Origin of the sequence: Paenibacillus sp. E222 (assembly GCF_013401555.1) — a bacterium.
Taxonomy (GTDB): domain Bacteria; phylum Bacillota; class Bacilli; order Paenibacillales; family Paenibacillaceae; genus Paenibacillus.
The window spans coordinates 6,611,474-6,633,067 of the sequence record NZ_CP058552.1 but is presented as its reverse complement, the minus strand read 5'-3'; the positions used below and the strand labels follow the sequence as shown (position 1 = coordinate 6,633,067).

Here is a 21,594-nt window from a genome sequence, read left to right as displayed (position 1 = left end):
GGTTACCCGGAATAGACCAGCCTGGGTTCCGGACATGCCATCCGTATTTTCGGCTCAGCCCCCTAATGAAAGGGCACCGGTAATGAAAAATAAAATCGGCCCTTCCTGTTTCTGTGATGATATGATGTCCGAATGGCAAGTTTATCATTTACGTGAAAAGGAGGAACCTGACATGATTAGTGAATTTCAGGATACAGTGCCTCGACCAACGAATGGATTCCCGCCTGTACATCTGGATAACAACAAGTATGAGAATGTCCTGGAGCATCTGGATAGCGGTATAATGTTGTTTGACAGTAACGGTGTATTGACGTTTATTAACGTTCAGATGGCAAAATTGTTGGAGCTTCCTCGGAGTCTTTTGAGCGGCTGCACCCTGATGCAAATGCTGCATCATCCACAGATGAGCCGATTCAAGAAAAAGAAAATTTTACGCATCTATCGGGAAACTATCTTTCATCGTAAGCGCTATCATGAATTGATTGACGAGTATGGCAGGCATTGGCTGGTTACAGTAACGTACGGGGATCAGATGGATGGGGACTTCCTCTTCAGTGTGAAGGATGTTTCCGATTATAAACAGATTGAGCAGACCGCTTATCAAAATGACAAACTTGCAATGTTGGGGCGGATTTCGGCATCGATTGCCCATGAGATTCGCAATCCTTTGACGGCTATCCGAGGATTTATCCAGTTGCTTCGTCCTCATTTGCTGCAATTGGGGAAAGACGAGTACGCTCGAATCATTCTAACGGAGATTGACAGGGCGAACGACATTATCTACGAATTTCTGAATTCCTCGAAACCGTCAGCTCCTCAGAAGACCATTATGTCTGTTAACTCTTTGCTCAAAGAGGTGGTTTTGCTGACAGAAAGCGAAGGATTAATGAAGGGGTGCGAGATCACCCTGGATGAAGCAGAAGTCCCGTTAAATGTGTCCATTGATGTCAAACAGATTAAGCAGGTCATTTTGAATATGGTTAAAAACGCAATGGATGCCATCGAGGATGTGGGCGAAGAGCATGCTGGCTTGATTCAGATCTCTACGGGAACCGAGGGCAAGTATGTGAAGATCTCCATTGCTGATAATGGACAGGGGATGGATCACAACACCCTTGTGCGCCTGTTTGACCCGTTTTTCACCACCAAGGAGAGCGGAACAGGACTGGGGCTTTCCGTGAGTTACCGGATTATCAAGAATCACGGAGGCAACATCTCTGTGGATAGCAAAAAAGGGGAAGGCACCCGGTTCATCATTATGCTTCCTTTGGTGTAAAGGCAAAGAGTTATGCGAACAGGAATTGGCCAACCCGCCGATTCCTGTTGTTTTTTGTTGGGGCGATTAGGGTTATAGTTAGAATGAATGCGAATACATAGCTCAATTTACGGGAGGAAGAACCAATTATGAATATCCAGGGAATGGAACAAATGAACAAACAGCTAATGGACCATGTAGGGAAGATCATTGTGGGCAAAGACCATACGATTGAGCTTGTGATGACAGCTATCATTGCTTCTGGACATGTCCTGCTGGAGGACGTGCCCGGTACGGGGAAAACCATGTTGGCCAAATCAGTAGCCTCTTCACTGGATTGCACCTTCCAGCGTATTCAGTTCACACCGGATCTGTTGCCATCTGACTTGACGGGAATTCACTTTTTCAATCAAAAAGAAGGTGACTTTGAATTCAGACCAGGCCCTCTGTTTGCCAACCTGGTGCTGGCAGATGAGATTAACCGGGCTACACCGCGTACCCAGTCCAGTTTGCTGGAGTGCATGGAGGAACGGCAGATTAGTATTGATGGTTCGACCAGACAGCTGGAGCGACCGTTTATCGTCATTGCCACACAAAACCCGGTAGACAATCAGGGAACCTTTCCGTTACCCGAGGCACAGATGGATCGTTTCATGATGAAGATCCGAATGGGCTATCCAAGTAGTGAAGAAAGTGTAGAAATTCTGAGACGTACGGTAGCGAGCCGTTCTGTTGCCGATCTGTCCGCTATTATTAGTCGCGAGCAGTTGCTTGAGGCACAGAGCACGTATACTTCGGTCCAAATCGACGAAGATCTGTTACGATATATTATCCGACTGACAGAAGCCACTAGGCAGCATCCCGAGCTTTCACTGGGCGTAAGCCCACGAGGAGCTCAGGCGTTACTCAAGGCAAGTCAGGCCTGGGCTGCTTTGCATGGCAGAGACTACGTTCTCCCTGATGATATTAAAATATTGGCGGAGCCCGTGCTGGCCCATCGGCTTGTATTCCGCAACCGGGTAAGACAACAAGAGGGCTTGGCGGAACGTATTATTCAGGAACTTCTGAGCCAGACTGAAGTGCCGACGGAGAATCTTGCTACAGGCAGTGGGCGATAACATATGGCATTACTATGGCTAGTCATTGTCGGAGGCATGGTTATTGGAGTACACGGCATATGGTTCGGCCGTCCGGCTTTACGGAAGCTCAAATACACCAGACAGTTCAGCAAAATGCGTTGTTACGCCGGGGATGAACTGGAGATGGTTGAGACAATTGCGAATGAAAAACGAATTTCGGTTCCATGGCTCAGACTTGAAGCTATGATGCCAGTTTCATTTGTATTCCGTTCAGGTTCAGGCATGGATATCAGTCAGGGAGATATCTATCAGAATCATAAAAGTATCTTTACGTTGAAACCGTTTACCCGTATTACGCGCAAGCATCCTTTTGTATGCAGCAGACGTGGAATCTACACGTTAAACACCGTAACTATGACCGGAGGGGACTTGTTCGGCCTGTGGCGTACATCGAAGCCTATTCCCGTTCATCTGTCCATGGTCGTATATCCTTCACTTGTTCATGCGGAGGATCTGCCTGAGATTTATCAGGTATGGCAGGGTGAGGTTGAAGTATCCCGTTGGATTGTTGAAGATCCCTTTCTGATTCTCGGGGTACGTCCGTATGGTGCAGGTGATCCGATGAACCGTATTCATTGGAAAGCGAGTGCACGCACAGGAGAACTACAGGTGTACAAGCAGGGATGGACTGCGGACCCTCAATCGTGGATTGTGGTTAACATTCAGGAGTCAGCAGACATGTGGAGTGTCGTTACCCGCCCAGAGATGATCGAACGGGCACTCCGTTATGCAGCAACGGCAGCGGTAGATGCGATTGGAAGAGGGTTACCCGCGGGATTTGCTCATAATGGCTACCGTGTGAGCGGAGGGCGTGATCCATTGCGGATTGAGCCGGATTACGGCAGTCCTCATCTGGAAATGTTATTGGAAGCTATGGCAGAGACGGAGCTGAAATGCATGGTTCCCATGGAGCAGTTCCTGAGTGATGAAGTTGAACGGAATGAAGAAGCTCAGCAGGTCCGCAGTTATCTCTTAATTACGTCCTATGTGTCTCCAGCTATGGAACATGAAATTGCGCGTTTGCATGAGCAAGGCCACCGTGTGACCATACTCCCGGTAGAGAGCGGGAAAAGCGATGCCAAGGCGGTGAGTGCATGAACGAGTCCAAAAGCAGCAGTAATAAGGAAAGAGTATTTTTATCCATGTCGGCCGTTCTGTTGATTGGAGTATATTTCTATCCGCTTTTAACGCTGACTTCCCTCTATGCAACGGGACATTTGCCTTACACCTTAATGGCAGTCTTTGTTATTGCTGGCTGGTTAGGTCAGTGGGTACAGCACAGGTTACCAGCCCTCAGCGAAAAAAACACATTTATTCGATGGGGAGCAGCGCTGCTTATGGGGCTGTTGGTCTCATTGGTGATCGCACTGCTATGGGCGTTTCCTTTACCTGATTTGCTGACGGCAATGGTATGGGGGGTTATTTCAGCCTATATTGGGATAAATTTTCAACCTGTCTTCCGTTCGATTTTGATTTGGCGCTTGCAGATTTGGGGGGTAGTTAGTGCAATTGTGCTTAGTGGGGCGGCAAATGGAGTTGAATTCATGGAACCTCTTCGGGCTTACACCGGAACCATATATGCAGCGGGAGTAATAAGTTTTGTTGGCTGGTTAGTAGGACAATACAGTGTGCAACTGGATCGTGCGATATTAAATGACGGCTCAAAACGAATCGTGTTACGTGAGTTTGCCCGTGCGAATCACCAGCGTCTGTTATGGATGCTGATTGTGATCGCAGGAATTGGCGCTTTTCCCAGTCTTGTTGCCTGGTTAGGACCATTGCGTGACCGTCTGCTTGCATGGATCAGAAGTCTAATAGGCTCGAGCTCCAATCAGGAGCCGCCTATTACGCCTACTGCTCCAAATGAGCCGCCAATGATACCTGAAGGGATGGAACCGGCAGGGGAGCCCTCTATTTTCTGGGATATCTTAGGCTGGGTCGTCATGGGGGCTGTCGCAGTTGTGATCTTGTGGCTTATCCTGCGTTTGGGGCAGAAGGCGATAAACAAACTTATGGAGCGTTTCAAAGGGCTGCTGCAGCCCGGTCAGAAGAAGGTAGAACCCCGGACGGAGTATGTGGACATTAGCGAAACGTTAGAGGCGCCTGCCAAAACGCGCAAATCCTGGTTCCGCAAGAAGGAGTCGCTGCCCTCACAGGAAACTGAACGTGTTCGATATTATTATCGGAAGTGGATTGACAGAGCTGCACACCGAGGCGTGGATATACAGGGTGCACATACGCCACTGGAGGCTGCGGAGACCATTGTTCAGCATGGAGCCAGAGAAGACGATCAGAAGCTCTCTGCAATGCTGCCCGATACTTATAACGCTGTGCGTTATGGAAAGAAAGCTCCAGACCATTCCGAGATGAGTGAGATTGATCGGATATGGAAATCTTATCGAAGTAAATAAGTCGGGAATCCCTTTACTTTTCTTGTTACGTTCAAGTATCATGAGAGGAATACACAAGTTGGTTAGAAAAGGAGCAGACATTAATGAAGACAAATCATTGCAAAATAGTAGATTGTACAATCCGTGATGGCGGATTGGTAAATAACTGGGACTTTAGCGTGGACTTTGTTCAACAGCTCTATGCTGGATTGAATGAAGCTGGCGTTGATTATATGGAAATTGGGTATAAAAACTCACCTAAGCTCTTGAAAGGTGCGGAAGAAGCAGGACCATGGCGTTTTCTGAATGATGATTTCCTGCGCAAAGTAATTCCGCAAAAAGGCAACACCAAATTGTCTGCACTCGTTGACGTTGGACGTGTGGACGAGAATGACATTCTGCCGCGCAGCGAAAGCATGCTGGATCTGATCCGTGTAGCCTGCTACAGCAAAGATGTAGACAAGGCACTTGCTCTGGTTCAAACGTTCCACGATCGTGGATATGAAACAACGCTGAACATTATGGCATTGTCTAATGTTATGGAAAATGAACTGCTGGAAGCATTTGAACTGATCAAGGAAAGTGCTGTGGATGTTGTATACATAGTAGACTCCTATGGAAGCCTGGATCATAACGATGTAAAATATCTGGTGGAGAAGTTCAAAACTCATCTGCCGAACAAACGTCTTGGCGTTCACACACACAATAACATGCAGCTGGCGTTCTCGAACTCGTTGGTAGCAGCTGAACTTGGCGTTGAACTGCTGGATGCTTCCGTGTACGGCATGGGACGTGCTGCAGGGAACTGTCCGACTGAACTGCTCGTGGCTCATTTGAAAGGTACGAAATACAATCTGCGTCCAGTACTTGGTGTATTGGAGCAATTGATGGTCCCTCTCCGTGAAAAAGAAGAGTGGGGTTACATTTTGCCTTATATGATTACAGGTACATTGGACGAGCATCCTCGCTCGGCGATGGCACTGCGTTCGTCGGAAGATAAAGATAAGGTTGTTGATTTCTATGATAAATTGACAACACCAGAAGTGAATTTTGACAAATAAGCACCTTCATAATTCTTGATATTGACTTCAAGTCAACAAGAGATGGATTTAATACGCTATAACTTTAGCGCTTTAGCGTTTTAAGTCGAATGGTTAATGGTGCATCAATGGCGAGCGAAAATTAGTCTAAAATACAGTTGCAAACTAAAAAAACATGGACTCCAATGTGGGGTTCATGTTTTTTTAGTTCTTATTGCCTTGTTTTTTTACATATCTATGAATAAATATTCCTAGAAGTGCTTATTTTTTTGTTCACGTCTGCGGAAATAAATGTTATTATGTACCAGATAGCATGTATTCACATGTGAATTGAGCGTTGGTAGATATAAAAATGTCGAATTATGTAACAATGTAGATTTATATCGTTAAGGTTATTTCAGGATAGGTGATCCCGGGAAGGAAAAAACACGGCATGAAGGCTAATCAGCAAGATCAGAGAAAAATAGGTTGGGTCGCGATAGGCGGCTTATTGTGTTTCCTCGCAAGTCAATGGTTTCGTTCCTCTGCAAGCTCTGATCTGATCATATCCGGTTATCCGGTTTTGACACTCTTGGGTGGATTCGCTGCGGCAGCGGCCTGTATCGGCATTTATAATCAAAGCTGGTTGTTTCAAACTCAACGACTGACCCTCCGAAGGGTCCTTATGACTACGCTGTTTTTATTGATTGGTTTGTTTGAATTGGTTCACATCGTTTCTTTTGCCGAAGAATTGCCGAATGGCGCGATGGTCGAGTCCGAATTCTCGCTGAAGATGATGTCGCTTGGATCTCTGGTTTGTGCGGCAGGTTTGCTAGTCATATATGCAGTCAGCGAGAGGGAAATTGCGTTACCACGCAAATTTTTAATCTTCAGTGGAACAGTCGGTATTTTTGTTATTTTGTATACAGTGGCCATTCAGGAATGGTCTGTACTGCCGAACTTGCTGGAGGGGAATGTGCTTGGCGGCATGTTTACAAGAATTCATTTTCTGATCGGAATCCTGTATGGCGTGACTGCGGTCGTGTTATTCATTCAATGGAAAAAAGGCAAAGATGGTGATCTGCCTACCATCCTTTGTGCCATTCTCTGTTTTTTCTTTGGAGAATGTTACTTTGTGTCTGCTACGAAGATTAATGACCTCAATCTCTTGTTAGGTCTGTTAAGCGATTGTTTGGGCTATTTCTTCATCCAGAAGGGACTGTATTCGTTTGTAGTGGATACGCCTTTCCTCAAACAACAGGTGGCGGAAGCGAAAATGAATTTTATTGCTCACCATGATGATGTGACAGGGCTGCCGAATCGCCGTCGTCTTTCTCAGCGACTGAAAGTGATGATGAATTCAGCTAGGGTAGAGGAGCAGCTTGTCGGAGTCCTGGTATTGAATATTAACCGGTTCAAAACGATTAATGATTCGCTGGGTCAACAAGCGGCTAACCGTGTACTTCGTCAGGTTGGACAGCGTTTGAAGCATTCTTCGCTCCCCGGAGAGGAAGTGTTCGGACTGGGAAGAGATGAATTCGTACTGACCATGACAGACTTCTTCACAACAGATACGGCGTTGCGGCGGACAAGATCGATCTTGCAACTGTTCGAAAAACCTGTAACGGTGGATGGGAACGAGTATCATCTCACGTTAGGTATCGGTATGGCGATATTCCCGCATGACGGAGACTCACCGGAAGAGATCATCCAGAATGCGGATACGGCGCTGCATAATGCCAAAGAGCAGGGAATAGAGCTAAACCGATATGCCCATGCGATGCAGATGAAAGCCCAGGAACGTTTGCAGCTTGAGAATGATTTGCGCAAAGCACTGGATCGTGGGCAATTCTATCTTGTGTATCAGCCGCAGGTTAATCTGGCGAGTGGCTTGATTGTGGGTATGGAGGCATTGGTGCGTTGGCAGCATCCGCTGAGAGGGGCAGTATCCCCAGGTGAATTTATTCCTCTTGCTGAGGAGAGTGGGCTGATTGTGCCGCTTGGAGAATGGGTATTACGTGAGGCGTGTGCACAGAACAAGCGATGGCAAGAAGCGGGTTACCGCAAGCTTTGTGTATCGGTTAACCTGTCCATGAGACAATTCAGGCATTCCCATCTGCTGGACAACATCAGCGGCATTCTCAAGGAGACAGGCTTGGAACCTGTGTGGCTTGAGCTTGAGATTACGGAGAGCATGACGTTTGACAAGGATCGTGCGTTTGAGCAGTTGCGCAAAATTAAGGAAATTGGTGTGCACATCAGTATTGATGATTTTGGCACAGGATACAGTTCACTGCACTATCTGAAAGATCTACCGATTGACCGACTCAAGATTGATCGTTCCTTTGTTAATGAAGTGATGGAGGATAGCAATAACGCGGCAATTGTATCGACCATTACGTCAATGGCTCATCACCTGCAGCTGAAAGTAACGGCTGAAGGGGTTGAAAATGAGGACCAGCTTTCGTTTCTTCGTGATCAGCATTGTCATGAGGCTCAAGGGTATTTTTTCAGCAAACCGATTGTGGCAGCCGATTTTGAAAAAAAATTTTTGAGAGATGTGGATAAACCTACGGGTTAAGGATAGACGGGGGCGTGAACACGCTTCTGTCTTGTTTTTGTTTCGAAAGGTTAGAGGGAAGTGGTAAAAAGAAGTTGCAAGCATTGGATGATCATGGTATATTAATTTTATAAAATTCATGTTAATGTTCCTCGGAACTTGACGGGACGTAGCTCAGCTTGGTAGAGCACCTGGTTTGGGACCAGGGGGTCGCATGTTCAAATCGTGTCGTCCCGATCGTCATTCGTGCGGGTGTAGTTCAATGGTAGAACTTTAGCCTTCCAAGCTAATAGCGTGGGTTCGATTCCCATCACCCGCTTAACTAATGCAACACCTTAAGCCCTTGTGAAAACAAGGGTTTTTTTCTTTTTTTCTGAAATCAAATGACTAAAAGTTATATTGAATGGAGAGGTTGAAATTCAAAACCTTTGCTTTTTCCCCATCATCTGGTACAATAACGGAGAAATCGATACTACACATGAATGAGAGGTAACCATACGTCCCATGAAGTAAAACACATGAATTGAACCCCAGTAACTGCAGAGAGTGTATTGACGCAGTCAGCCAAAGCGGCTGAGCAATGAGGGGATTCGTGTGTCCAAATTCAGCTATGGGATCAGGTATGGAAGCAGGCAGGCTGTTCTGGCTTAGCTTGTGTATACCCTTTTAAGGGTTCTTTATTCATGCCGTGGGGTATCTTATGCTTGTTTTTTGACGCTTTATCCAATCCTGAATTGCCAGACCGCCGGCTGATGCCAGCGGTTTTTTTATTTTGAATTGCAGGAAGGATGAGGCCTCATGATGACAATGGTACGCCTACATGAAGTATCGAAAGAGTGGAACGGAAATGAGTTGTTTGCAGGATTGAATCTCGAAATAAATGAAGGTGAGCGGCTCGCTATTCTGGGTCGCAACGGCTGTGGCAAGACCACCTTATTACGCATCATTCTTGGAGAAGAAGAGGGCGGTGGACGCATCGAACGCCACATTCCGCAGCAGGAGTGGGGTTTCATGCGCCAGCGCTCCTTGATCAAACCTGAGATGAATGTGCTTGATGCTATCCGGCAGGAAAGTGGGCGGATCTACGAGGTGAAGCGTGACCTGGAAGAATTAGAACAACGGATGAGCAGCAGTGGAGCGGCAGATGAGCAGCGGCTGCTCGAAGCCTATACGATAGCGATGGAACAATATGAGCAATTGAACGGGTATATGTGGGAGACTGAGGTAGAGAAGGTACTGACGCGTTTGGGGTTATCGTCGGAACATTGGAGTCGGCCGTATCATTCTTTGAGTGGTGGGCAAAAAACGAAGGCCCGTCTCGCAGGATTGCTGGTCAGTAAACCCAAATTTCTGATTTTGGATGAACCGACGAATCATCTGGATGAAGAGAGCATGCGCTGGCTTGAGGAATGGCTTTCCGCCTATACCGGAACATTATTATTTGTCTCTCATGACCGGACCTTTATTGATCAGGTTGCAACGGGTGTCATTGAGTTTAGCCCGGATGCCCTCACCAAATATAAGGGCGGCTACACGGATTACAAAGGCCATAAGGAACGCGAATTGCGTGAGCAGGAAGCAACTTATCGCAAGCAGGAACTGGAGCGAAAAGCACTAGAAGAGACAATTCGCAATTATCAGCAGTGGTTTCATCAGGCTCATAATTCAGCAAGCGATGTGGAAGTGAAAATAACTCAGAGCTTTTACAAAGCGAAAGCCAACAAGAACATTTCCCGCTACCATGCCAAGCAAAAACAACTGGAGCGTCTGGAGAAAGAACGGGTGGATAAACCCCGCGAAGCTGCAAAATTAAACATGGAGCTGCAAGTGAATACGCTGGCTGCCCGCCAGCTCCTTGCACTGGAAGACGTTAGCTTTGCTTATCCGGGAAGTCGGACATTGCTTCACAATCTTCGGATTGCGGTCGAACGTGGGGATCGTCTTGCCGTACGTGGTCCGAATGGCACAGGCAAGACGACACTACTGAAATTGATGATTGGCGAACTGGAACCTTCTCAAGGCGAGGTGACACGCCATCCACAGCTGAAGATCGGTTATTTTTCGCAAGAGCTTGAAGGGTTACCGGAAAGCGAGACACTTCTGGACAGTTTGCTCAGTCTTCCATCCATGACCCAAAGTGCTGCACGTACCATTCTCGGATGCTTTTTATTCTCAAGAGATGATGTGTTCAAGCGTATAGGGGATTTGAGTATGGGAGAAAAGTGCAGAGTTGCTTTCCTGCGGTTGTATTTCGGAGGTTCTAATGTACTGGTACTGGATGAACCGACGAACTATTTGGATATTGACACCCAGGAAGTGATGGAGAATATATTGAAGCAGGCATCCGGAGCACTGGTGCTCGTATCCCATGACCGTATGTTGACCAAAGTGCTTGCCAGCCGCTTGCTTGATCTGGAGCCCGGGGGGAAGGCTACATTGTTCGAAGGTGGCGTGGAAGACTGGGAGCAATCCATTAAACTAAGAGAGTCCGCCCTTGAGGTTCGGGAGTCAGATGATGAACGGCTGCGGCTTGAAATGCGTTTGTCCGAGTTATTATCTCCCATGAACAGTGCGGGCAATGATGTGCTGACTAAGCCTGATGATATAATTGAACGAGCGGCTGAGGTTGCTGAGGTTCGCGAAATTCAGCGTCGTTTAAAACAGTTGCACGAGCTGCGAAAACAGAAGTAGTTGACTGACAAAGCTTATGCGGGTTTACTTTTTGGCTTAACGTTTGATTATGCTGCTTTACGGCTTGCTATTTCGAGCGATTTTGCATATAATAATGGACGATCATCAGTAAATTTGAAGGTTTATCTGACATGCAAACGTGATGATGGAGACAAGTAAGCAGTGCCTCTGGACAGGGAGGAAGCGCCGTAGATTGAGAGCGTTTCTGTAGAACAAGGCTGCTGAAATTCACTCCGGAGCGGTTCCCTGAACCATGTCTTGCGATTCATCGCAGGAGTTAGTAGGGGGTAACGGTTAACGGTCGTTATTCCGTATAGAGTGAGGCAAACATGTTGCAGGCCGGAAGGGCCGGGCAGCACTGAATGTCTAACAAGGGTGGTACCACGGTCTTTTCGTCCCTTCAGGGGAGAGAAGGCCTTTTTTTGTTGCATTTAACCACATAAAGGGGGCATTTACACATGAAAGAACGTTTGGAGGCATTAAAGATCGAAGCGCTGGAGCAACTGTCTGGCGTGAACGATCCACAAACGCTGAGTGATCTGCGTGTAAAGTATTTGGGGAAAAAGGGTGCATTGACCGAGATTTTGCGCGGCATGGGTGCGCTTAGTGCAGAGGAACGTCCAGTGATTGGTCAGGTTGCGAATGATGTTCGCGGCGCGATTGAAGCAGTCATTGACAGCAAGCAGGAGCAGTTCCAGAAGGAAGAGACGGCGAAACGCCTGCAGTCCGAAAAAATTGATGTGACCCTGCCAGGACGTCGCGGACGCCAAGGCGGGCTGCATCCACTGACCAAAGTGGTACAGGAAATCGAAGATATTTTCATTGGTATGGGATACCGCATAGCGGAAGGTCCTGAGGTTGAAATGGATTATTACAACTTCGAAGCACTGAATCTGCCGAAGAACCATCCGGCGCGTGATATGCAGGATTCTTTCTATTTAACAGAAGATCTGTTGATGCGTACGCATACGTCACCGGTTCAGGTTCGCACGATGCAAAGCATGAAAGGCGAAGTGCCTGTTAAAGTCATCTGCCCGGGTAAAGTATACCGTCGTGACGATGACGATGCGACGCATTCGTTCCAGTTCAATCAGGTTGAAGGTTTGGTTATTAGCGAGAACATTCGCATGAGTGACCTGAAAGGTACCTTGCTGCAATTCGTACGCGAAATGTTTGGTTCACACACTGAAATTCGTCTTCGTCCAAGCTTCTTCCCGTTCACCGAGCCAAGTGCTGAAGTGGATGTGACTTGTGTGCAATGTGGAGGCAGTGGCTGCCGGGTATGTAAACAGACTGGTTGGCTTGAGATTTTGGGCGGCGGTATGGTTCACCCGAAAGTGCTTGAGATGGGCGGTTATGATCCGGAGAAATACAGTGGGTTTGCATTCGGAATGGGCGTAGAGCGTATCGCCATGCTGAAATACGGCATTGATGATATTCGTCATTTCTACAACAGTGATATGGCGTTCTTGAAACAATTCGGACGACTGTAATTACCGAAGTAGCATACAGGGCGAACGCCCTTCATTTGCAACACCAATTCATAGATTAGGAAGTGAACGTCCATGAGAGTATCGACAGATTGGCTGTCTGATTATATCGCGCTGGAAGGCGTGGCACCGCAGGAGTTGGCAGAGAAATTCACCCGTGCGGGGATTGAGATTGATGTAGTGGAGAACCGGAACCAGGGCGTGAACAACGTGGTAGTCGGTTACGTGAAGAGCAAGGAGAAGCACCCTGACGCTGATAAGCTGAATGTATGTGTGATTGATGCCGGACAGGAAGAAGATCTGCAGATCGTATGTGGTGCGAAAAATGTGGATGCGGGTCAAAAGGTAGTCGTTGCCCTGGTAGGAGCGAAGCTCCCTGGTGGACTCGATATCAAAAAAGCCAAGCTGCGCGGCGTTGTATCCCTTGGCATGATCTGCTCTGCCAAAGAACTGGGCATGAACGACAAGCTGCTGCCGAAGGACCAACAGGAAGGCATTCTCGTTCTGCCAGCACAAACGGAGATTGGCACGCCAATCAGCCAAGTGCTTGGTCTCGACGATCATGTTCTTGAACTGGACCTGACACCGAACCGCTCCGACTGTCTGAGCATGCTTGGTGCCGCTTATGAAGTAGGTGCAATTCTCGGTCGTGAAGTGAAACTGCCTGATCCCACTCAAAAGTTGGTGGAAATCGGTGATGCGGCTGCAAATCATATCTCGGTTGAGATTACGGCTGATGAACAATGCAGTCATTATGCAGCCCGCTATATAACTGGCATCAAGCTGGGAGCTTCCCCGCAGTGGATGCAAAACCGTTTGATGGCTGCGGGCATCCGCCCAATCAATAATATCGTTGACATCACGAACTATGTCATGCTGGAATACGGACAGCCGCTGCATGCTTTTGATGCAGATAAGCTGGAGAAGGGCCATATCGAAGTGCGAATGGCCAAAGAAGGCGAAACGATCGTGACGTTGGATAGTCAGGAGCGCAAGCTGGAGCCGCATATGCTGCTCATTACGGATGGCGTGAAACCGGTAGCCATCGCGGGTGTTATGGGTGGCGAGAATTCTGAGGTAACGGAAACCACAGTCAATCTGTTACTGGAATCCGCCAAGTTCGACGGCGGAACCGTTCGGAAAACGTCGCGCCAACTGGGGCTGCGTTCCGAAGCAAGCATGCGTTTTGAGAAAGAGGTCGATCCGGCTGCTGTCATTACGGCATTGAACCGTGCGGCTGAATTGATTCAGCGTTATGCGGAAGGCGAAGTTCATCAGGGGATCGTGGAAGCTGGAACAGCCGCAGCGGATAAACATGTTGTGCAGCTGTCGCTGGATAAACTGAATCGCTATTTGGGAACCGAGTTGTCCCTGCTTGAAGTGAAAACCATTTTCGCTCGTTTGCACTTTGCATGTGGTGATTCGCAGCAAGGTCTGCTTGATGTTGAAGTGCCTAGCCGCAGAGGGGATATTACACTTGATGTGGATCTGTTTGAAGAGATTGCCCGTCTGTACGGATACGACAATATTCCAACTACGTTGATTGAAGGACCAACAACACCAGGTGCTTATACGCGTTCGCAAGCAATGCGCCGTACCATTCGTGGTCTGTTTGCAGGCAGTGGCTGGCAGGAAATGATCAGCTATTCATTCGTACACCCGGATAAAGTCTCCTTGTTCCCTGCTCTGACAGAAGGCAGTAAAGCCGTGAAGCTGGCTATGCCAATGAGTGAGGATCGCAGCGTGCTTCGTAAGAGCATTTTGCCGCAAATGTTGGATGCAGCGGTGTATAACATGAACCGTAAGCAAGATTCATTGGCTGTATTTGAAGTAGGCAGTGTGTTCTTCACTGAGGAAGAAAAGCTGACGAAGCAACCGCATGAAATTCCGGTCCTGAGCTTGTTACTCACGGGAAATCGTGCATCCCAGCAGTGGAATGTGGGAGCAGAGAAAGTGGACTTCTTCGATCTGAAAGGTGCACTTGAAAACCTGTTCGCCTATGTGGGTCTGGAGCAGCGCATTCGCCTGGTGGCAAACAGTCCGGAAGGTTTCCATCCTGGTCGCTCTGCATCGGTATACCTGGATGTAAAAGATGGCGGAGAGGGCAAACGGATTGGTACGATGGGTCAATTGCATCCTGAACTGCAGCAGCAGTATGATTTGAACGATGTATATCTGGCGGAGATTGCGCTCGAAGCGATCTATAGTGAAGCGGATGCGGATATCCGTTATCGTGAGCTTCCACGTTTCCCTGCAGTTGAGCGGGATATCGCGGTTGTTGTGAATAAAGATATCGAAGCTGGGGATATGCTGCGTGCGATTCGTGAATCTGCTGGTGAACTGTTGCAAACCGTACAGGTATTCGACGTGTTCACAGGCAGCAAGCTCGGTGAAGACAAGAAGAGCGTAGCGATGGCTCTCGTTTATCGCAACCGTGAACGCACATTGACGGATGAGGAAATTACCGAGGTTCATGCTCGTGTTGTTGCACGTCTGGAGGAGCAATTTGCAGCCGAATTACGTAAATAGAACATAAGTCAATTTTTTGAACAAAGATTAGCAGGAATTGCTTGAAGTCACATCGAATCCTTAGCATTAGAGGATCGATGTGACTTTTTTTGTTTTACAGCTTAGAATCAACATACAGACTTGAAGGAGGGCACAACTGTGACTACACCTGATCGTACACGCGTCACCGTAGAGATCTACGGGACTTCCTATAAACTGGTTGGCAGCAGTGCCGACTATATGAAACAAGTAGCTAACCTGGTGGATGAGCGGATGAGCGCCATCTCCAAACATCATTCCCGACTGGATACCCCGCGTATTGCAGTTCTGGCAGCTGTACATATGGCTGAGCAGTCTCTTCAGACTCAGGAAATTCGAAATGAGCTGAAAATGCTGACCGGTGAACGTACCGAAATGAGAAATGAACTCAATCGGTTGAATGCCATACAAAATGAACATCAGCAGGAACTGGAACGCCGTGACCAAGCACTCGCTGAAGCATTGAAGCTTAAGGCTGAGGCGGAACAAGCCATCGCGAAGCTCCAGAAGGATCAGCAGGCAGAAATAGCCAAGTTGAATACACTCCTGGAGCAGGAGCGCGCTCAGGCAGCAGGTCGAGAGCAAAAGCTTCAGGCTCAAACTGCGGCGCAGCTTAAAGCAGCCGAGGAGAAGGCGCAGGCGCGTCTGAAAGAAGCAGAAGAAAAAGCAGCGAATCAAATGAAGAATGCACAGACTCAGGCGGCAGCCCAGCTGAAGGAAGCACAGGCACGTTCCGCAAATGAATTGCAGCAAGCACAAGCCAAAGCGGCTGCACAATACAAGGAGCTGCAGGATAAGACGGTAGCTCAACTGAAAGAAGCCGAAGCTCGGGCCATGGCAGAACGTCAAAAAATTGAGGCTCAAGCCGCACAGCAAGTACAAACGGCGAAGGAACAAGCCGAAGCGGCAATTTTGTCTGAATTGGAACAAGCCGAGGCTCAATTGCAAAAGGTTCAGGAAGAAGCCCAGCTTCAATACCGTGAACTTCAATCCGAGATGGAGCAGCGTTTACATCAGGCAGAGCAGGCTGCCGTGAATCAAGCTCAAGAACTGACTGAAAAGGCAAAACAAGAACAAGCCGCACTGCAGCAACAAGCAGAGCAGAAGCGACTGGCTGAGATTGAACAGCTGAATGCTACGTTCAAGGAGTCATCCGAACAGGCCGAATTGGAATGGATGGAAAAAGAAGCGGCCTATGAAGAGCAGATTCAGCAAATCCATGAAGCGGCCCAGACTCAGGCGAGCGAAGCTGCGGTAACTGCTGAGATTTTGCTGGAAGAAGAACGAGGCAAGCTGAAGCAGCAGTTGGAAGAAGAGCGTGAACAGGCTAAATCTCGCTTAGCCGATGTTGAAAGTCAATTAGCCGAGGTGCGTAAGCAGCTCAAGAATGCTCAAGAAGTTGTTGTGGATCAGGAGCAACAACTCCAACACGAACGTAGTCAGACTGAAACGTTGCGCAAAGAACAAGCCGTATACAAGCAGGAACAGGAAATTCAGCTTCGTAGAATTACGGAATTGGAGCAGCAGCTGGAACAATTAAAAGCAGATAGTGCTCAGCTGACTGAACAACTCCGCAACACAGAAGCTGAGGCGGAGCAGTTCCGGGAAGCGGAGCAGCAATGGAAACAGCAGTATAACGAAACCATTGAACGTGAATCTTCTCTGACCGCACAGCTGCGAAAAGTACAGGAGCAGCACGGACAGCTCGAACAGGAAGTCAAGAAACTTCGTGAAGCTGAAGTGAAGTCTGAGGATGAGCAGCGCAGGCTGCAAAAAGTGCTTGAGCAGGCCCATGCGGCAGTACGCACATTGCAACATGAGCTCGGTGCACTGACGCAGAGCGAGCAGTCCTGGAAAGAGCAGGCTGAACAACGTCTGATCGAGATCGGTGAATTAGAGACACAGGTACTTGAAGCTGCAGAACAGAATGAAACGTTGGAGTCTGGTGTGCAGTCCCTTCATGATGAATTATCTGTTGTTAAAGAAGAAGCTCGTCACGCCAGCGAAGAAGCAGAACGTTACATTGCACAAGCTGGTCGTCTGGAACTGCAACATAAAGAGCTTGATGGTGAATTGAATGATGCACGTGAAGAGCTAAACAAGCTGCAGGAAAATTATAAACAAATCCGCAAGGAATATGGTGATGCACTGCAGCGTGAAGAAGACTATGCTCGCCAGCTGAATGAGATGAGCGAAGAAAAGAAAGAAATCTTGCGTGCGCTTGAAGAGTCCAGGCAGAATGCCAATCGGCTATCTGAACGGATCGATGAACAAGGCAGCTTATTGGCTCAGACAGAAGAAGAAGCACTTGAGTGGCAGATTAAACATGAAGAATTGTCTGCCAAACAGGCAGAGCTCTCCTCTCGCCTGCAAGAGCTGACTACTCGGGAAGTTGAGCTAAGCTCCAGGGTAGAACAAGCAGAACAACATGCGGAACAACAAGATCAGGTTTGGCAACGTCGTGCAGATGAATGGACGGCTCAGGAGCAGTCCTGGCAAGAACGATGGACTGCACTGGAGAATGAATTGAATCTCTGGCAGAAAGAAAGTGCTGCCAGTGTGGAGAAGGTAGAAGAGCTGGAACACGAGCGGCAGCAGCTTGCCCAGCAGCGTGCGGAAGCAATCGAAGAAAAGCAGACGATGGAAAATGAACTGCTGGACATCGGTGAGCGGTATGAACTCGCGGCCAATCAGTTACGTTTGCTGCAGGTTGAACGTGAGATGGAGCAGGAGAAGGCGGAGCAACTGAATACGGAATACCGCCAATTGAGGGATGAATATACGAAATTGCAGACGGAATATAACGAATGGATTGAATTGATTGAGCAGGATCAGACCTAGCTGATGATTATGTCATAACTGGAATCCTGAACAGCGCACTCTTGTACAATTTGTTATAATAAAGAAAGAGCTCCCGTCCTACGGGGGCTCCTTGTCTTGAACACTATTCTTCAACAATAATTTTGGAGATCATACTGCTGTGACCGCTTCCGCAAAAGACGGAACAGGACATTTCAAATTCCCCTGCCTTGTCGGGAGTAATCACTTTGGAATTGTTCTTGGTATCCAGCCGAAGGTTCAGCTCAGGCACGAGAACACCATGGTTTCCGTTTGTATTTTCATAAACAATCTTAACCGGGACACCTTTTTTCAAATGGTATTCAGGTTGGTCAAATTCATAGTTGCTTGCTTTGATTACCAGTTCTTCGCTTGCAGTTGCACCCGAATCGGACTCGCCATTTGATTCTGCGGATTGTCCAGTTCCACCACAGGCAGCAAGGACCAGAATCAACATAAAGGCTGCGAGCCATGCCATGCCTTTCTTCATCATATTGCCTCCTTAAAAAGCGTGATATGGATAAAATTTGAATGATTGCTCCAGTCATCATACCGCAAATTGTCGATGCCTGTACATGCTGCCTATGTCGTTTTTTTGAACATCCGGGCATGCTTATAACCCCCAAAAAATAAACCTCTTCAGGCGTTTAAGCCATCAGAGGTTTAGGGGAAGCCTATGGAGAGTGTACGTGGAGCCTATGCGTGATCTTTCGACCTTCTTCCGGCATCAAAAGGGGTGGAAACCGGGATGAACAGATCGATGATCCCAATGACCAATGCAGCCAGAACAGCACCAAGCAGACTGACATGCACATGATCTACGACATATTGACCAATCCAGATCACCAGTGCGCTGACGATGAAGCCGACAATACCCCGGCCAAAAGGATTAACCCTTTTACCGAAGATGCCTTCAACAACCCAGCCGAGCAGTGCAATAACCAGAGCAAGCATAAGTGCGCTCCAGAAACCACCTACTGCAAATCCGGGTACGATCCAGCTGACGACCATCAATACAATTGCGGCGATGATAAATCGCACGACATGTCCCAGAAAATTCATAGCGTTATACCTCCTTTATTCAGATCAGATTGAGCATTGTACATCCTGTTGAATGGCGAGGTTGCACAATCCTGACACCTGTAGTTTGCTGCGCTATGTCCCAAGTTATGTGTGGAAGGATTCGTTAAATGGCGCTCGAAAGTTTCTTTCGTTATAATACAGTTATAGTTTGGAAGGAGTTGTACACTTGGACACGAAAATTTTACACACATTGGAATATCGAAAAATTTTAAATACATTGCAAAGCTTTGCCCAGACTACGATGGGAAAAAAGAAAGCGGAACAATTGGAGCCGATCAGTGAACTGGAAGAAGTGAAGAGACTGCTCCAGCAAACCGATGAAGCCTTTACCTTTGATCGTCTGAAAGGCTCTCCATCTTTTGGGGGAATTGTGGATATCACCGCTTCGATCAAACGCGCCGAAATAGGGGGCACGTTAAACCCACATGAGTTACTGGGAATTTCCAACACCACCTTGGCGGCACGTCGACTGAAACGTCAGATCGCTGCGCTCCACGATGATGAAAAGGTGGAATCGATTTTCTATATCAGTGATCAGTTATCTGAGCAAAAAGCGCTTGAAGATGCAATTCGTATCTGTATTGACGACAATGCCGAAGTCTCAGACAGCGCGAGTGTAACACTGGCGCAGATTCGTCGTGAGCTGCGTGGCGGTGAAGCTCGCATCCGCGAGAAACTGGATTCGATGATTCGTTCTTCGACGGTATCCAAAATGCTGCAGGACCAGTTGATTACCATTCGGGGAGACCGTTTCGTGATTCCCGTGAAATCGGAATATCGCTCTTACTTTGGCGGGATTGTACATGATCAATCCGGTTCGGGAGCAACGCTGTTTATTGAGCCGGAATCCATCGTTGCGATGAATAACAAATTGCGCGAGACCCGGATTCGGGAAGAACGCGAAATTGAAGTGATTTTGCAGAAATTGACTGCACTTGTCAGTGAACAGGCAGAGTGGTTATTGGTTGATGTTGACCTGCTGGGATCGCTGGATTTCATATTTGCCAAAGCACGTCTTGCCCGTGAATTGAAAGCCACCTTGCCACTCATGAATGATCGTGGATTCATCAAGCTCAAAAAGGGGCGCCATCCGCTGATCTCGATTGAAAATGTGGTGCCAACCGACATTGAACTCGGTAACGATTATACGTCCATTATCGTAACGGGTCCCAATACGGGTGGTAAGACAGTTACCCTCAAAACGATTGGGTTACTGAGCCTCATGGCGATGTCAGGTTTGTTCGTTCCAGCGGAAGATGGCAGCCAGCTATGCGTATTTGATGCAATTTACGCGGACATCGGTGACGAGCAAAGTATTGAACAGAACCTGAGTACGTTCTCCAGTCATATGACGAACATCATTCGGATATTGAAGAACATGACAACCAAGAGCCTGGTGCTGCTCGACGAACTCGGTGCAGGTACTGACCCGGCAGAAGGGTCTGCGCTGGCGATCTCCATTCTGGAGCATATGCATCAGACCGGATGCCGCATGGTAGCAACAACTCATTACAGTGAGCTGAAAGCTTACGCTTATGAGCGCAAAGGCGTTATTAATGCCAGCATGGAATTCGACGTTAATACACTCAGCCCTACCTACCGACTGCTCGTCGGTGTTCCGGGACGGAGTAATGCGTTCGCAATTGCGGAGCGGCTCGGCCTGCCAGGATACATCCTGGATTACGCTCGTGGTGAAGTGAAAGAGGAAGACCAGCGCGTAGAGAATATGATTGCTTCCTTGGAAGAAAACCGGCTTACTGCGGAGCAAGAACGTGAGAGTGCAGAGCGTTTGCGTCAGGATATGGAGAAATTGCGCAGCCGTCATCAAGCCGAACTGGAGAAGTTGGAACAGCAGCGTGACCGCCGCATTGAAAAAGCGGAAGAAGATGCTCGTAACATTGTGGACAAGGCCAGAGCGGAAGCTGAGAAGATTATAGCCGATCTTCGCCAGCTCGCCATGGAAGAAGGCGCATCCGTGAAGGAGCACAAACTTATTGCTGCTCGTAAACAACTGGATGAAGCTGAACCTGAGAAACGCAAGAAGACAGTTAAACGTACTTCAACGGCAACGAAGTCTCGTGCCATTGGACCGGGCGATGAAGTTCTTGTGTACAGTTTGAATCAAAAAGGTCATGTGGTGGAGATGTCAGGCACCAAGGATGCTATGGTTCAATTGGGCATCATGAAAATGAAAGTATCCCTGAATGACCTTGAATTACAGCAGTCTGCACCAGCAGAAGCCAAACCGAAGCAGAAACCGGTAACTGGTGTGAAACGAACTCGCGATGACAATGTGAAAAGTGAACTGGATCTGCGGGGTACAAATCTGGAAGAAGCCTTGATGGAGACAGATCGTTTTATCGATGAAGCTTTCCTTGCTAATCTGGGTCAGGTTTACATTATCCACGGTAAAGGAACAGGAATTTTGCGTTCCGGTATTCAGGATTACCTGCGTAAGCATAGAAATATAAAAAGTTACCGGCTGGGCAATTACGGAGAAGGCGGAAACGGTGTGACCGTCGCAGAATTGGAATAGCCCGACCAGGAATCAAAGAAGTTCTGCCGCCTGAGTGAGTTCAGGC

The 21,594-nt window shown here is 47.9% G+C and carries 13 protein-coding genes and 2 tRNA genes; 13 read left to right on the top strand and 2 right to left on the bottom strand.

The genetic code is table 11. The annotated features are described in order from the left end of the window. The first annotated feature begins 172 nt into the window (after positions 1-172). The 12 genes from HW560_RS29335 to HW560_RS29280 all read left to right on the top strand — a co-directional run bounded on the left by HW560_RS29335 (position 173) and on the right by HW560_RS29280 (position 17,932). The gene (locus HW560_RS29335) at positions 173-1,276 is read left to right on the top strand and encodes an ATP-binding protein (RefSeq protein ID WP_090895126.1); all 1,104 of its coding nucleotides are present in this window, start codon (positions 173-175) and stop codon (positions 1,274-1,276) included. A 128-nt stretch (positions 1,277-1,404) separates the two neighbouring features. Further along, positions 1,405-2,373 carry an AAA family ATPase gene (locus tag HW560_RS29330; RefSeq protein WP_090895128.1) on the top strand — a complete coding sequence of 323 codons (969 nt, stop codon included), beginning with the start codon at positions 1,405-1,407 and terminating at the stop codon, positions 2,371-2,373. 3 nt (positions 2,374-2,376) lie between these two features. After that, the gene (locus HW560_RS29325; protein WP_179265324.1) at positions 2,377-3,492 is read left to right on the top strand and encodes a DUF58 domain-containing protein; all 1,116 of its coding nucleotides are present in this window, start codon (positions 2,377-2,379) and stop codon (positions 3,490-3,492) included. Then, on the top strand, positions 3,489-4,805 hold the full coding sequence (locus HW560_RS29320; protein WP_090895133.1) for a hypothetical protein: 1,317 nt from the start codon (positions 3,489-3,491) through the stop codon (positions 4,803-4,805). The genes HW560_RS29325 and HW560_RS29320 overlap by 4 nt, the downstream gene beginning before the upstream one ends. Positions 4,806-4,888: 83 nt before the next feature. After that, complete coding sequence (locus HW560_RS29315) at positions 4,889-5,845, top strand: aldolase catalytic domain-containing protein (RefSeq protein ID WP_090895136.1); 957 nt, start codon at positions 4,889-4,891, stop codon at positions 5,843-5,845. Positions 5,846-6,257: 412 nt separating this feature from the next. After that, positions 6,258-8,384 carry a bifunctional diguanylate cyclase/phosphodiesterase gene (locus tag HW560_RS29310; RefSeq protein WP_090895138.1) on the top strand — a complete coding sequence of 709 codons (2,127 nt, stop codon included), beginning with the start codon at positions 6,258-6,260 and terminating at the stop codon, positions 8,382-8,384. 142 nt (positions 8,385-8,526) lie between these two features. Then, a tRNA-Pro gene (locus HW560_RS29305) sits at positions 8,527-8,600 on the top strand. An 11-nt stretch (positions 8,601-8,611) separates the two neighbouring features. Next, a tRNA-Gly gene (locus HW560_RS29300) sits at positions 8,612-8,682 on the top strand. Between the two features lie 479 nt (positions 8,683-9,161). Next, a complete protein-coding gene (gene abc-f / locus HW560_RS29295) occupies positions 9,162-11,054 on the top strand; it encodes a ribosomal protection-like ABC-F family protein (RefSeq protein WP_179265323.1) in 1,893 nt (630 codons plus the stop codon). Positions 11,055-11,512: 458 nt separating this feature from the next. After that, the gene (gene pheS, locus HW560_RS29290) at positions 11,513-12,547 is read left to right on the top strand and encodes a phenylalanine--tRNA ligase subunit alpha (protein WP_090895143.1); all 1,035 of its coding nucleotides are present in this window, start codon (positions 11,513-11,515) and stop codon (positions 12,545-12,547) included. 72 nt (positions 12,548-12,619) lie between these two features. Continuing rightward, positions 12,620-15,073 carry a phenylalanine--tRNA ligase subunit beta gene (gene pheT, locus HW560_RS29285; protein ID WP_090895144.1) on the top strand — a complete coding sequence of 818 codons (2,454 nt, stop codon included), beginning with the start codon at positions 12,620-12,622 and terminating at the stop codon, positions 15,071-15,073. Between the two features lie 138 nt (positions 15,074-15,211). Further along, positions 15,212-17,932 carry a cell division protein ZapA gene (locus HW560_RS29280; RefSeq protein ID WP_177185654.1) on the top strand — a complete coding sequence of 907 codons (2,721 nt, stop codon included), beginning with the start codon at positions 15,212-15,214 and terminating at the stop codon, positions 17,930-17,932. Between the two features lie 103 nt (positions 17,933-18,035). On the opposite strand, the gene HW560_RS29275 is transcribed toward HW560_RS29280, so the two are convergent. Together HW560_RS29275 and HW560_RS29270 are read right to left on the bottom strand one after the other, a co-directional pair. After that, positions 18,036-18,419 (bottom strand): cupredoxin domain-containing protein, encoded by a 384-nt coding sequence (locus tag HW560_RS29275; RefSeq protein WP_090895147.1) that lies wholly within the window; start codon positions 18,417-18,419, stop codon positions 18,036-18,038. A 206-nt stretch (positions 18,420-18,625) separates the two neighbouring features. Then, positions 18,626-18,991 carry a phage holin family protein gene (locus HW560_RS29270; protein ID WP_053780442.1) on the bottom strand — a complete coding sequence of 122 codons (366 nt, stop codon included), beginning with the start codon at positions 18,989-18,991 and terminating at the stop codon, positions 18,626-18,628. Positions 18,992-19,178: 187 nt separating this feature from the next. Between HW560_RS29270 and HW560_RS29265 the strand changes: the two genes are divergently transcribed. Beyond that, on the top strand, positions 19,179-21,548 hold the full coding sequence (locus tag HW560_RS29265; RefSeq protein WP_179265322.1) for an endonuclease MutS2: 2,370 nt from the start codon (positions 19,179-19,181) through the stop codon (positions 21,546-21,548). The last annotated feature ends 46 nt before the right edge of the window (positions 21,549-21,594 follow it).